General features: G+C 70.3%; 15 protein-coding genes. 5 read left to right on the top strand and 10 right to left on the bottom strand.

Annotated features, from left to right (window positions below; translation table 11 throughout):
- Genes LX14_RS00720 through LX14_RS00710 form a run of 3 tightly spaced genes read left to right on the top strand, consistent with a single transcriptional unit; the run spans position 1 to position 2,182 of the window.
- Entirely contained in the window at positions 1-690 is a 690-nt protein-coding gene (locus LX14_RS00720; protein WP_253645381.1) for an FtsB family cell division protein, read from the top strand.
- Positions 687-1,247, top strand: coding sequence for a DUF501 domain-containing protein (locus LX14_RS00715; RefSeq protein ID WP_253645380.1), 561 nt, complete (start codon positions 687-689; stop codon positions 1,245-1,247). Before LX14_RS00720 ends, LX14_RS00715 begins: the two co-directional genes overlap by 4 nt.
- Entirely contained in the window at positions 1,244-2,182 is a 939-nt protein-coding gene (locus tag LX14_RS00710; RefSeq protein ID WP_253645379.1) for a Ppx/GppA phosphatase family protein, read from the top strand. Before LX14_RS00715 ends, LX14_RS00710 begins: the two co-directional genes overlap by 4 nt.
- 27 nt (positions 2,183-2,209) lie before the next feature.
- Here the strand turns inward: LX14_RS00710 and LX14_RS00705 are convergent, their stop codons facing one another.
- The 5 genes from LX14_RS00705 to LX14_RS00685 all read right to left on the bottom strand — a co-directional run bounded on the left by LX14_RS00705 (position 2,210) and on the right by LX14_RS00685 (position 7,057).
- Positions 2,210-2,731, bottom strand: a complete 522-nt coding sequence (locus LX14_RS00705) for a DUF4395 domain-containing protein (RefSeq protein ID WP_253645378.1) — start codon at positions 2,729-2,731, stop codon at positions 2,210-2,212.
- Between the two features lie 29 nt (positions 2,732-2,760).
- The gene (locus tag LX14_RS00700; protein WP_253645377.1) at positions 2,761-4,218 is read right to left on the bottom strand and encodes a DHA2 family efflux MFS transporter permease subunit; all 1,458 of its coding nucleotides are present in this window, start codon (positions 4,216-4,218) and stop codon (positions 2,761-2,763) included.
- A gap of 136 nt (positions 4,219-4,354) precedes the next feature.
- The gene (locus tag LX14_RS00695) at positions 4,355-4,660 is read right to left on the bottom strand and encodes a hypothetical protein (protein WP_253645376.1); all 306 of its coding nucleotides are present in this window, start codon (positions 4,658-4,660) and stop codon (positions 4,355-4,357) included.
- Between the two features lie 44 nt (positions 4,661-4,704).
- Positions 4,705-5,919 carry a fatty acid desaturase family protein gene (locus tag LX14_RS00690; protein WP_372505222.1) on the bottom strand — a complete coding sequence of 405 codons (1,215 nt, stop codon included), beginning with the start codon at positions 5,917-5,919 and terminating at the stop codon, positions 4,705-4,707.
- 43 nt (positions 5,920-5,962) lie between these two features.
- The gene (locus tag LX14_RS00685) at positions 5,963-7,057 is read right to left on the bottom strand and encodes a ferredoxin reductase (RefSeq protein WP_253645375.1); all 1,095 of its coding nucleotides are present in this window, start codon (positions 7,055-7,057) and stop codon (positions 5,963-5,965) included.
- 159 nt (positions 7,058-7,216) lie between these two features.
- Here LX14_RS00685 and LX14_RS00680 point away from each other — a divergent pair, with 159 nt between their 5' ends.
- Positions 7,217-7,924 carry a TetR family transcriptional regulator gene (locus tag LX14_RS00680; protein WP_372505221.1) on the top strand — a complete coding sequence of 236 codons (708 nt, stop codon included), beginning with the start codon at positions 7,217-7,219 and terminating at the stop codon, positions 7,922-7,924.
- A gap of 11 nt (positions 7,925-7,935) precedes the next feature.
- Positions 7,936-8,523 carry a hypothetical protein gene (locus tag LX14_RS00675; RefSeq protein ID WP_253645374.1) on the top strand — a complete coding sequence of 196 codons (588 nt, stop codon included), beginning with the start codon at positions 7,936-7,938 and terminating at the stop codon, positions 8,521-8,523.
- A 23-nt stretch (positions 8,524-8,546) separates the two neighbouring features.
- Here LX14_RS00675 and LX14_RS00670 read toward each other — a convergent pair whose 3' ends face one another.
- The 5 genes from LX14_RS00670 to LX14_RS00650 form a co-directional block, all read right to left on the bottom strand.
- Entirely contained in the window at positions 8,547-9,296 is a 750-nt protein-coding gene (locus tag LX14_RS00670; RefSeq protein ID WP_253645373.1) for a trypsin-like serine peptidase, read from the bottom strand.
- Positions 9,281-10,006 carry an SIMPL domain-containing protein gene (locus tag LX14_RS00665; RefSeq protein ID WP_253645372.1) on the bottom strand — a complete coding sequence of 242 codons (726 nt, stop codon included), beginning with the start codon at positions 10,004-10,006 and terminating at the stop codon, positions 9,281-9,283. Before LX14_RS00665 ends, LX14_RS00670 begins: the two co-directional genes overlap by 16 nt.
- Positions 10,007-10,112: 106 nt before the next feature.
- Positions 10,113-11,213 carry a galactokinase gene (gene galK, locus LX14_RS00660; RefSeq protein WP_253645371.1) on the bottom strand — a complete coding sequence of 367 codons (1,101 nt, stop codon included), beginning with the start codon at positions 11,211-11,213 and terminating at the stop codon, positions 10,113-10,115.
- Positions 11,210-12,328: a galactose-1-phosphate uridylyltransferase gene (gene galT, locus LX14_RS00655; protein WP_253645370.1), complete on the bottom strand. Its 1,119-nt coding sequence runs from the start codon at positions 12,326-12,328 to the stop codon at positions 11,210-11,212. The genes galK and galT overlap by 4 nt, the downstream gene beginning before the upstream one ends.
- Positions 12,325-13,113, bottom strand: a complete 789-nt coding sequence (locus LX14_RS00650) for a DeoR/GlpR family DNA-binding transcription regulator (RefSeq protein ID WP_253645369.1) — start codon at positions 13,111-13,113, stop codon at positions 12,325-12,327. The genes galT and LX14_RS00650 overlap by 4 nt, the downstream gene beginning before the upstream one ends.
- Positions 13,114-13,210: the final 97 nt, after the last annotated feature.

Below are 13,210 nucleotides of genomic sequence, written 5' to 3'. Positions count from 1 at the left end.
ATGGCGCAGCGACGCTCCGGATCCCGCGGACGGGACGGCCGTGCGGCCGGGTCGTCCGCGCGCCGGCGCGTCGAGGACCGTCGGACCCCTCGCCGGCCCGACGGTCGCGCCGGCGATGTCCGCCGGCGTACGCCCCGACCTGATCCCCGCGACGACGCGCTCGGCCCCGACGTCACCGACATCCCGACCGACGACGCCGCGGTCGACCCGTCGGATGCCGCCCCGACCAGGGCGGGGGAGCGGGAGATCCGGGAGCGGTCGCGTCCGGTCGTCGCCGCCCGCAGTCGCGTACCCGCGTCGATCAGCGGACTCACCGTCGGTGGGCTCAGCCCGAAGAAGGCGGTGCTGTTGGCCCTGGTGATCAGCGCCGTCGCACTCACGCTGGCCGTGCCGCTGCGGACGTACTTCGCCCAGCGGTCGGAGGCGGAACAGCTGCGGTCGGCCAACGCCTCGATCAGCCGCGAGGTCGGCGAGCTGCAGCAGAAGGTCGCTGAACAGGACGACCCCGCCTACGTGGAGGAACAGGCCCGGCAACGCCTGCTCATGGTCAGGCCGGGGGAGATCCCGTTGGCGATGCAGTTCCCCACGCCGCCGGAGAAGTCTGATGACCAGAAACGCGCGGAACGGCAGGCGTCGAATCCCTGGTACACCAACCTCCTCGACGCGGTGTCGACGCCGACTGCACGATGACCGATCCGGCGACGACGGACCCGACGCCGACGGGTGTCACGGCCGACGACCTCGCGGTGGTCGCCCGGCAGCTGGGTCGTGAGCCGCGGGGCGTCCTCGCGATCAGCTACCGCACACCCGACGGCGTGCCGGCCGTGGTCCGGACCGCACCGCGGTTGCCCGACGGCACCCCGTTCCCCACGCTCTACTACCTCACCGACCCGCGTCTGACCGCCGAGGCGAGCCGACTGGAGTCGGCGGGTCTGATGCGGGAGATGACCGAACGGCTCCGCACCGATCCCGCACTCGCGCAGGCATACCGGCGCGCGCACGAGGACTACCTCGCCGAGCGTGACGCCATCGAGTCGCTGGGGACGGACTTCACCGGCGGCGGCATGCCGGACCGGGTCAAGTGCCTGCATGTCCTGATGGCGCACTCGCTGGCCAAGGGTCCGGGCGTCAACCCGCTGGGCGACGAGACCGTCGCGGTCGCCGCGCAGTCGGACCACCTCCGGGGCACCGCGCTTCCGGCCGACTGGCCGGGCATCACGGGTCCCGACGGACAGGACACGGGATGACGATCGTCGGCGCGGTCGACTGCGGTACCAACTCCATCCGGCTGCTCGTCGCGCGACGCACCGACGGTGTCCTGACCGATGTCCACCGTGAGATGCTTGTGGTGCGTCTCGGGGAGGGTGTCGACGCCACGGGCCGGTTCACCCAGGGGGCACTGGAACGCACGCGCGCCGCCCTCGAGGACTACGCCGAGATCATGCGTGGCCACGCGGTGCAGGCCGTGCGCATGGTCGCGACGTCCGCCACCCGCGACGCCGAGAACCGCCACGTGTTCTTCGACATGACACGGGAGGTGCTCGCCTCGGTGGTCGAGGGATCCGTCGCGGAGGTCATCACCGGCGACGAGGAGGCGCGGCTGTCGTTCGCGGGTGCTGTCGGTGAGTTCGATCCCGCCGACGGTCCGTTCGTCGTCACCGATCTGGGCGGCGGGTCCACCGAGGTCGTCCTCGGCGTCGACGGCGAGGTCGTCGCGGCGAAATCGGTGGACATCGGGTGTGTGCGCCTCACCGAACGTGTGCTGGCCTCGGATCCGCCGACCGACGAGGAGGTCGCCACCGCCCATGAGGTGGCGCGCGCCGAGCTGCAGGCGGCGTTCGACGCGGTCCCCGTGGAGCGTGCCGCCACGTGGGTGGGGGTCGCGGGGACGATGACCACGCTCGCCGCGCTGGCCGGCGATCTGCCGACCTACGACGCGGAACGGATCCACCGGATGCGGATCCCGATGGACCGGCTCACGCAGGTGTGCGAGGGGCTCGTGGGGATGACACGTGCGCAGCGTGCGGCACTCGGTCCGATGCACCCGGGTCGCGTCGACGTGATCGGTGGCGGCTCGATCGTGACCCTGGAACTGGCCCGCGAGTTCGCGCGGCGCGCGGGCATCACCGACCTGGTGGTCAGCGAGAAGGACATCCTCGACGGGATCGCCCTGTCCGCCTGACGGGTTCGGCGACGGCGGTGTCCGAGCTCAGGCGGGTTGCCGCAGCGAGATGTTGTTGCAGGCCTCGCACACGCTGTCGGGGATGACGCCCCGCCGCTGCAGGAAACCGAAGACGATGCAGCCGAGGCAGATGCCGAACGCGGATTCGAGCAGGGCCGCCACGACGACGAGACCGACGGTGATCTGGGCGGCGAGACCCAGGCCGGCGAGGCTGAACACGAAGGCGACGCCCGTGATGGTGAGCCCGATGGCCTGCGCGAACCGCTTCGGCGGGCCCGGGACGACCTTCGTCCTGCCCAGCGCGGGGACGATGACCCGCACCGACAGCTGGCCGAACGGCGACAGCGTCGGTCCCGAGATCACACGAAGGAGGAACCCGATGGCCAGGATCCCGTAGAGGACCGGGTTGTCGACGACGATGGTGATGATCGCGAGGACGACGACGAGACCGGCCGTTGACCGAGCGGCGTACTCGTTGACCGGGTTCGGGAACTTGAGCGATTCGGGGAGCACCCGACCAGGGTAGACATCCCCGTCCGGGGCGACCATCGTTCGCGTCGCGCTGGTTCTATCGCGTTCTATCGCGCCGGGACGGTGTCCGCGTCGGGTTCTGCCTGCGCCTCCGCGGCGAGATGCGCCCGCACCGACGTGAGCGACGGCAGGAGTCCAGACGCCGCGGCGACCAGCGCGTACCCGACGACGGGTACGGCAGCGGCGAGGACCAGCGCGTGCAGGAGGTCGTCGGGGGTGTACCGCCCGACGTTGTCGAAGAAGACCACGCCCACGACGGCCACGCCCACGGCGCCGCCGACCTGCTGGAAGGTGTTCAGCACACCCGACGCCGCCCCGGAGTCGCGGCCGGTGACGGTCGCCAGCGCGATGTCCAGCAGAGGCACGAGGGTCAACGCGAGACCGACACCCGCGACGGCCATCGGGATCACCGTGTCCCACCCCGAGTACCCGGTGCCCTCACGGTGCAGGACCCAGATGGTGCCCGCTGTGCCGCCCGAGATGCAGATCCCACCGATGAACGGCAGGAGTCTGCCGACCCGGGAGATCAATGCCGCCGCGACGCCGGCCGCGACGACGGCACCGACACTGAACGGGAGGGTGAGCACCCCGGAGCCGATGGCCGAGAACCCCAGGCCGGTCTGGACGTAGAGCGCGAGGATGAGGAAGAACGAGTTGATCGACCCGGCGAACAGGAACTGGATCGCCACGCCGCCGACGAAGCCGCGGTTGGTGAACAGGCGCATCGGCATCATCGCCGAGTCGGCCCCGTGCCGTCGTTCGTAGAGGACGAAGAGGGCGAGGACGACGGGTGACGCGGCCATGAGGACGAACGACCACGCGGGCCACCCCAATTGGCGTCCCTCGATGAGGGGATAGACCAGCAGCAGGATGCCGCCGACCGCCAGGACGACGCCGACCGGGTCGATGGGGGAGGGACGGTCCACCGTCGTGTTCGGCACGACGAGCAGTGCGGCGACGACGATGACGATCCCGACGGGGACGTTGATGTAGAAGATCGAACGCCATTGCCCGCCCAGGGGATCGGACGTGACGAGCCACCCGCCGAGCACCGGCCCGATGACCGCTGCCATCGCGGTCACCATGCCGATGGCGCCGAAGACCGGCGCCCGCTCGGACGGCCGGAACAGCGCCTGCACGCTGGCGAGCACCTGCGGGACCATCAGGCCCGCGAACAGGCCCTGCACCACGCGGGAGGCGACGAGGACGTCACCACTCTGGGCGAGTGAGGCGAGCAGGGACGCCAGGGTGAACCCGACGATCCCGGCGATGAACACGCGCTGCCTGCCGAACCGGTCGCCGAGTCGACCGGCCGTGATCAGGACCGATGCGAAGGCCAGGATGTATCCGCCGACAACCCATTCGAGTTGCGACGGTGACGCGTCGAGGTCGCCGCGGATCGCGGGCAACGCGACGTTGACGATGGTGACGTCCATGAGGTCCATGAACATCGCGAAGGTCAGCACGATCATCGCCGGCACACGCAGCCGGTGGACGGAGGTCATGACAGGTTCGCCGGGATCATGGAGAAAACGTAGTACGCCGCGGCGCTCGGTTCGAGTCCACGAGAGGAGACGACGGGACACACGACAACGGCCCACGCTCTCGCGTGGGCCGCTGTGTCATCTGTGATGGGTCGGGTCAGACGCGCTGGTCGTCGACCTCGTCGTCGCGGTCGTCCCGCCGGGCACCGGCGTCGAGATCGTCGAGCAGGGATGCCTTGTCGCCGCGGGCTGCGAGCAGGGCGGGCGGTTCCTCGACCGCGTCGAGTTCGGCCCGCTTCGCCGCGTCCCGCATCTCGAGGCCGTCGGTGACGAGGTCACCGATCTCGCGGGTGATGTCCGCGACCGCCCCGGTGATGATCGTGGCGATCCGACCCACGTGGGTGGCCGTCGACTCCACGGCCTCCTGCAGCAGGTCCTTGTTGCGTTCGAACCGCCCGACCATCGTCACCTCCGGTTGCGCTGTACCCGTACCTCGTGCCGATGCGTTCAGGATGCCTTCGCGGTGTCCTTCTGGCGCTCGACCTTAACACTGAACTCGACGTCGTCCGAGGTCCAGGAGTTGGGCAGCGAGAGCTTGGCGATCTTCTTCCACGTCGACCCGATCTGGTGCGCGAAACCACCCGTGTTGTAGGGCAACCCGTACTTCTCGCAGATCGCGCGGACCTCGGGGGCGATCTCCGGGTAGCGGTTCGCCGGGATGTCCGGGAAGAGGTGGTGCTCGATCTGGTGCGACAGGTTGCCGCTCATGACGTGGAACAGGTGGCTGCCCTCGATGTTGGCCGAGCCGAGCATCTGCCGCAGGTACCACTGGCCCTTCGTCTCGTTCTCGCACTCCTCCGGGGTGAACGTCTGGACGCCCGACGGGAAGTGGCCGCAGAAGATGATCGAGAAGGTCCACAGGTTGCGGACGATGTTCGCCGAGAAGTTCCCCGCCAGCGTCAGCGGGAGCAGCGGGCCGGTCAGCGCCGGGTAGACGACGTAGTCCTTGAGGACCTGCTTGCCGGCCTTGCGCCACATGCCCTTCACGAGGCCCTTGACGTCGTACCACTTGCGCTTGCCGGCGACGATGTTCTCGACCTCGAGATCGTGGAGCATGACGCCCCACTCGAAGAGCACCATCAGAGCCGACGCGTAGACGAGGTTGCCGAGGTAGTAGGGGTTCCACCGCTGATCACGGTCCATCCGCAGGATGCCGTAGCCGATGTCGCGGTCCTCGCCGACGATGTTGGTGAAGGTGTGGTGCATGTAGTTGTGGCTGTGGCGCCACTGGTCCGAGGGGCACACGGTGTCCCACTCGAACTCCCGCGAGTTCAGCGACGGCTCACGCATCCAGTCGTACTGCCCGTGCATGACGTTGTGGCCGATCTCCATGTTGTCGAGGATCTTCGACACGCTCAGGGCGGCGACACCGGCCACCCACGCGGGCGGGAACCACCCGAAGAAGAACATCCCGCGTCCGGCGACCTCGAGGGTCCGCTGCGCCTTGATGATCGAGTAGATGTAGTCGCGATCCTTCTGACCGAGGTCGCCGACGACGCGGGCGCGCAGGGCGTCGAGGTCACGGCCGAGTTCCTCGACCTGCTCGTAGGAGAGCGTGATCTGGTTCTTGGGGGCCGCGGGCGCCTCGGTGTCCGCGGTGAGGGTGTCGGTGGTGAGGGCGTCGTCGTTCTCGACGGCGGTGGGGAGAGTCATGATGGTCATCGGTTCCTCCTGAGGTGGTTCGATGGTCGCGCCGGGGGACTGGTCAGATGTCGATCTCGACGTCCCCGACGGGCGCGGAGATGCAGAGCTGGATGTGCTTGTCGGTGTCGTTGTCGATCTCGCCGGTGAGCACGTTGCGGGTGCACCCCGACTTCTTCGGTGCGGTGCAGGAGAAGCAGATCCCCATCCGGCACCCGAACTCCGGTGTGAGACCGGCGGACTCGGCCTGCTCGAGGATCGTCCGACCGTCGTTGTCCGCCGTGCGCGACGAGCCGGTGAACCGCAGTTCGCCGGAGACGGGCTCGTCGGGGTCGGGAACATACGCCGCCGGGGCGGTGAATGCCTCCGTGTGCACGAGATCCTCTCGGCCGCGCTCGTCGTAGAAGGCGCGCACGTCGTCCATCAGTGCGGCGGGCCCGCAGACGAACACCGGTGCATCGTCGACGAACGCGTCGGACGTGGTGAGGTGCTCGGGGGCGAAATGTCCCGTGAGACCGCCGTTTCCCTCGCCCCGGGTGTGCACGACGCGGACGTCGACGTGGTCGTGCCGGTCGGCGATGGTCTGCAGTTCGTCGGCGTAGGCGACGTCGTCGGGGCCGGCGGCGTAGTGGACGAAGAGCACCGGACCGCGGTGGTTCTCGGCGAGCAGGGTGCGCGTCATCGAGAGCACAGGTGTAACGCCACTGCCGCCGCTCACGAAGACGGCCGCGGCCGGTCGCTGCTCGGGCAGGACGAAGTCGCCGGTGGCGGGTGTGAGACCCACGACGTCACCGACCTTCGCGTGGTCGAACAGGTGACGTGAGACATGGCCGTCGTCGTGGGCGGTGACCGTGAGCTCGATGGTCCCGTCCGCTCCCGCCTCGGCGTTGGCCGGCGAGAAACACCGGGTCTCGCGGACGCCGTTGACCACGACGCTGACCTGCACGTACTGGCCGGCGCGGAAACCCTCCCACTGCCGTGTCGGTTGCAGCGTCAGCCTCACGGCACGTGCGGTCGGGCGGTGGACTGAGGTGACCCGGGCACGCATCTCGCTCCACGTGACCATCGGGTCGACGAGCTCGAGATACCGGTCCACGGGGTGCGGTGCGAGCGCGGCCTCGATGACCGAGCCGAACATCGCTGGCAAGCGGTCGAACATCGTCGCCTCCTGGGTCGGTGCGTAATCTGATCACCGTCACTGTGAGCGGTTTGAGTGAACAGGTGTGCACTGACAGTGTGCCACCCTGCCACCGGCGACGGTCAACCCCGACGCCGTGTAACCGCTGTCACAGATTCGTGGTTGCCTAGACTCGTCCACGTGTCGCGGCCCAGGGATCAGTCCGCCGCGCGTGGCCACGGTCGCTCGCGGAGCGAGGCCGCACCGTCTCGACCGGCGGTCGACGCCACCGAGAGCCGTTCGGCCCGCAAGAGCAGGACCCGGCAGGCACTGCTCGACGAGACCCTCGATCTGGTCGCCGAGCGCTCCTTCTCGAGCCTGAGTCTGCGCGAGGTGGCCAAGGCCGCCGGGATCGTCCCGACCGCGTTCTACCGCCACTTCGCGTCCATGGACGACCTCGGCGTCACCCTCGTCGAGGACGCGATGCGGATCCTGCGCCGGATGCTGCGCGACGGCCGCCGGGACCTGGCCGCCCGCGACGCTGTCCCGACCGCGGCGAACTCGCTGGAGATCCTCGTCCGGCAGGTCCGGACCAACGAGGCCCAGTTCCGGTTCCTGGTACGCGAACAACACGGTGGAGTGACCGAGATCCGCCGCGCGATCGACACCGAACTCCGGCTGTTCGTCAAGGAGCTCGCCATCGACCTCTCGCGCATCCCCGAGATGGCGCGGTGGGGTGCCGAGGACCTCGAGCTCGCCGCCGAACTCCTCGTGACGGTGATGCTGACCGCGGTCGCCGAACTGCTCGAGTCCCGGGGGCCCGAGGACGACGCGGAACTCATCACCCGCACCCAACGCAAGCTGGTGATGGTCATCCTCGGCATGAACTCCTGGCGCACGGCTCCGTAGGATCAGCCGACATGAGCGACGAGCCGCCGCGTCCCGTCCGTCCCGCGGGTCCGACGCGTCCGGCGGTGGTCGTCCTCATCGTCGGGATCGTCGTGTTCGTGCTGGCCGCGGCGGCCGTCGTCGGCTACGTCGTGCTCGGTCGCGGCGGCTCCGGTGGGGCCTTCGACACCGCGCCGTCCACCGTCACGGTGACGAGCACCCCGGACTCGACTCCCATCGGACCGACGTCCGTCGAGCCGTCGACCACGTCCTCGGCGCCGTCGAGATCCACCACGACGTCGTCACGTCCGACGACATCACGCCCGACGGCGTCGGGGCCGACCGTCGCCGGTGCCCCTGCAGGCTCGACGGCCTGTCCGGTCGAGTTCGGGCCCTATTACCTCTACCGCGCGTCCTCGGTGGGATCGCCGGTGACCACCTGTGGGTTCGCCGAACGGGTGCGCCGGGCCTACGGCGAGAGCGGCCGGCCCGGGCAGCTGCCCCGACCGGTGGTGGCGACGAGCCCGGAGACGGGGGAGCGCATCCGCATGATGTGCGCCGCCGAGGCGCGCATCGTCACCTGCACCGGCGGTGACGACGCCGTCGTCTACCTGTACTGACCCCCGGCCGGCGGCGCGCGTCGTCAGCAGTCGTCGGGCGAGGTGTCGGGCGGGGTGTCGCCGGGTCCTGCGCGGTCGGCGCGCTCGATCAACGCGACCAGCCGGGGGATGAGCGGCGGTGAGTGCGAGATGAAGCTGACGCACCCGCCCTGTCGGAACCCTCCGACGATGCCGACCAGCGATCTGCCGGCCAACCAGGGGGAGCCGCTGGTGCCGTCGACCAGTCCGCGGCAGCGGATGGTCGGGATCCCCTCGACGGTGGCGGTACGCGCCCGACAGCCCACCGGCGAGTCACCGACACCGGCGCCGTATCCGAGCACCCGGATCCGTAGACCCGGCCGATACGGCGACGGCGACCACCCGCGGCCGGTGACCGATTCCAGCGACCGGCCCGCGCGGTCGCTCACGCGGAGAACCGCGAAGTCGAGGACGTCGGGCTCGGCGGAGACGTCGGGGTCGAGGTAGACGGCGCTCACCGTCCACTGCCCGTAGGGCGCCCGCCCGTGGTCGTACCCGGGCGCGACCGTGATCGGTCCACGGATCCCGGTGAGGCAGTGTGCCGCGGTGACCATGAGGTCCCCGTGGGTGGAGTGCACGGTCGCGGCGGTGCACGTGTGTCGGTTGTCGCCGTCGAGGAACACCGGTCCGATGCGACGGTTCGCCTGCACGTCGACCGCGGTCGACGACGCGGCACCGCCGAGTCCGGCGACGAGCGCGAGCACCACGATCACCAGCAGCGCGCGTGCGGCCCTGGCGTTTACCGCAGCCCCCACTTGACGGTGACCGACACCGAGACGCTCTGCTGTCCGGGCTCGATCGGCACCGTGGACGCCTGTGCGGACCTCTCCGCGGTGACTGGCTGCTCCTGCCCGGTCACGTTCTCCTGCACCGACAGGACCCGGGACAGCGAGGTGGCCGAGAGCTTGGCGTATTGCTCCGCGCGGGTCCTCGCATCGTCGAACGCCCGTGTCCTCGCGTCGGCGAGGAGGCGGGAGTCGTCGTCGATGCGGAACGTCACGCCCGACAGGCGTGCGTCGTTCCCGCCGGCGTCGACGGCGGCACCGAGGACCGATGACGCGCGCGTCAGGTCGCGGACGGTGATCCGGACGGTGGTGGTCGCCTGATAGCCCGAGATGGACGGACCACCTCCGGGGACGGCGCCCGCGTACTGCGGGTCCAGCGTCACCTGCTCGGTCTGGACGTCCTTGCTCGCGACACCCGCCTTCTCCACGGCCGAGGTCACCGCCTGGACCCTGCTGCCGGCCTGGGCGATCGCCGCGGACACGTCCGCCGCCTGCGACTGCACCCCGACGGTCGCGGTGAGCGTGTCCGGGGCGCCGCGCACCTCGCCGGTGCCCACCACCGTCACCGCGGGTGGATCGGCTGCGGGGGAGGTGCTGTCGGACCCACAAGCGGCCACGGACCCGAGCAGCACCACGCACCCCGCAGCGGTCAGGGCGACGGACACCGCTCTGCGCATCATCGGTCCAGTGTCCCCGGAGACGGCCGATCGGGCGCGCCCGATGCCCGAACAGGGACGGCGGTGGCCGAGAAGTGCGGGCGAACCGGGCATCTCGCCGCCCCGGGCGTCAGCGCGCGCTGACGGAGGCGCCGTCGCCGGCCCGGGCGACGCGGACCTCGGGGGGAGGAGCGCCCGCCGCCTGCGCCTCGTCGTGGAGCTGTTCGGTGAGGGGATCGACGGCGTCGGACGGCATGAGAGCGATCACGCTGCCGCCGAAACCGCCACCGGTCATACGGGCACCGTGCGCTCCGCACCGCCGCGCGACCTCCGCGATGCGATCGATGACCGGTGTCGTGATGGCGAAGTCGTCGCGCATCGACGCGTGCGAGGAGTCCATCAGCAGACCCATCGTGGGGAGGTCGTCGGATCGCAGGGCGCCGACGGCGTCGAGCACACGCTGGTTCTCGGTGACGACGTGGCGGGCCCGGCGGCGGTCGACGGGATCGGTGACGCGCGCGAGCGTCGCGTCGAGGTCATCGGCATCGATCGCTCGCAGCGAGGCCACGCCGAGGTCGGCGGCGGCGCGGTCGCAGGACCGTCGTCGATCGGCGTACTCGCCCCCGGCGTGCCCGTGGGTGGTCCGGGAGTCGATCACGACGAGCTCGACGCCGGCCGGGGAGGGGTCGAACGGGACGGGTTCGACGGTGGTGTCGGCGAAGTCGACGAGCAGCGCGTGCCCCGTGCGTCCACACATCGCCGCGATCTGGTCGAGGAGTCCGGTCGGGGCCCCCACGTAGTCGTTCTCGGCGACCTGGGCGATCCGGGCCGCCTCGATCGGGTCGAGGGTGACGTCGGCCGACGCGGAGATCGCCATGAGGACAGCGCATTCGAGCGCCGCGGACGACGACAGTCCCGAGCCGACCGGGACCGAACTGGTGACGCGCAGCTCGCCGCCGGCGACGTCGATCCCGGCACGACGGGCTGCCCAGAACACCCCGGCCACGTAGGCGGTCCAGCCCTCCGTCGCCCCGGGCTCGGACTCGACCTCGAACGTCGCGCTCCCGTGTCCCTCGGCCGTCACCCGGACGGTCGACGAGCCGTCGCAGTCGAACGCGACGTCGGTGCGGCGTGTCAGGGCGATGGGGAGCGCGAAACCGTCGTTGTAGTCGGTGTGTTCACCGATCAGGTTGACCCGGCCCGGGGCGTGGGCGACGACTGTGCGGGTCATGACGGCCCGGCCGAGCGCAGGCGGGTGGCGACGTCCTCGGGCGTGACGTCGGTGATGAACGCGTCCATCGCGGACTCCGATCCGGCCAGGAACTTGAGTTTGGTCGCCGACCGTCGCACCGACATCAGCTCGATGTGCAGGGCGCCCTCGGCGTCGACGTCGCGACCCGAGTACTGGTGCACTGCAGCGATGTAGGGCAGCGGGCTGTCGTAGAGGCGGTCGAAGCGACGGAGGACGTCGAGATAGACGGCCGTGAGTGCGTCGAGTTCGTCGTCGTCGAGGTCGACGAGGTTGGCGACCCGTCGCCGGGGGTGAATGTGGACCTCTACCGGCCACCGTGCGGCGAAGGGGACGAACGCCACGACGAGCGGGTGATTCACGACGACGCGCGATCCGTCGGTCACCTCGGCGTCGACGATGTCCTCGAACAGGTTGCGGCCGGTCCGATCCCGGTGCTCGTCGGCGTGCGCGAGCATCGACCGAGTGCGCGGCGTGAGGTACGGGTAGGCGTAGATCTGCCCGTGCGGATGGGTCAGCGTCACGCCGATCTCCTCACCGCGGTTCTCGAAGCAGAACACCTGGGCCACACCGGGGAGCGCCAGCAGCGCGGCCGTCCGCGTCCGCCAGGCGTCGACGACGAGTCGCGCGTGGGTGTGGGAGAGCGAGGCGAACGACGCGGTGTGGTCGCTGGAGAAGCAGATCACCTCGCACCGACCGTGTCCGACGGCGCTGACCAGGTCGGCCGAGGCGGGGTCGGGGAGCTCGAACGGCCGCCCGGCCGCCGCACCGGAGAGACTGGGGAAGCGATTCTCGAACACCACGACGTCGTAGTCGGGTGCGGGGACCTCGCTGACCGTGCCGTCCGGCGACGGGCACAGCGGGCACTGGTCGGCCGGCGGCTTGTAGGTGCGGTCCTGGCGCAGGGCGGCGACCGCGATCCAGTCCCCGGTCTGCCGGTCGTATCGGATCTGCGAATGCAGGCCGGCACGGTCGGGCAGCGGCCGACGGTCGGGGACAGGACGCGGCGTGTGACCCGGCAGTGCGAAGAAGTCGATCTCGCGACCGTCGGCGAGATGCGTTGTGACCGCGGGGGAGTGGAGCCCGGGCGGTGTCATCGCGGCACCGCTGCGATGCGGACGTCGCGGATGCGCCGCCCGAGGACGATGCGAGCCGGTTCCGACAGGCCGTCGTCGACGACGAGGGTGTCGGTGCGGTCCAGCGGTGCGATCACGTTCGCGCCCACCTCCGAGAACTTGGTGTGGTCGGCCACGACGACGAGCGTCCTGCCGATGTCGATGAGTCGTCGGTTCGTCGCCGCCTCGGCCATGTTGGGGGTGGTGAGGCCGGCGTCGACGTCGAGGCCGTGCACGCCGAGCAGGGTGACGTCGACCCGAAACGAGGCGAGGGACGCGTCGGCCACCGGACCGACGAGCGCGTCGGACGGCGTGCGTGTGCCTCCGGTGAGCACCACCTGTGGTCGGTCGCGGCGGTGTGCAGCATCGGGATCGGACAGCTCGGCGAAGATCGGGATGGAGTTGGTGACCACCGTGAGCCCGGCGCGGTCGCGGAGCAGACGGGCCACCTCGAGGGTGGTGGTGCCCGCGCTGACGGCCACGGTCATGCCGTCCTCGACGAGGTCCGCCGCACAGGCCGCGATCGCGCGCTTCTCGGCGGTCTCGCGGACCGCCTTCGCCGCCGATCGGGGTTCCTCGCCGCGGTTGTGGCGGGCCACCGCACCCCCGTGCACCTTGTGCAGTGCCTCGTCGTCCTGGAGGGCGTCGAGGTCACGCCGGACTGTCATCTCCGAGACGTTGAGCTCGTCGGCGAGGTCGGTGACGCGTGCTGTCCCCTCGCGGTCGAGGACGTCGAGGATGCGGCGGCGACGCTCTGCGGGAAGCACGGCACCTCCGGAGGTGGTCGGGCCAGCACGGGACGATCCGCACAGTATCAACACCTGTGGTGTTGAAATCTGTTCGGAAATGTGTGAGGTTGTCATC

Source organism: Williamsia deligens (assembly GCF_024171765.1).
Classification (GTDB): domain Bacteria; phylum Actinomycetota; class Actinomycetes; order Mycobacteriales; family Mycobacteriaceae; genus Williamsia_A; species Williamsia_A deligens.
This window is presented reverse-complemented; position numbering and strand designations above follow the sequence as displayed.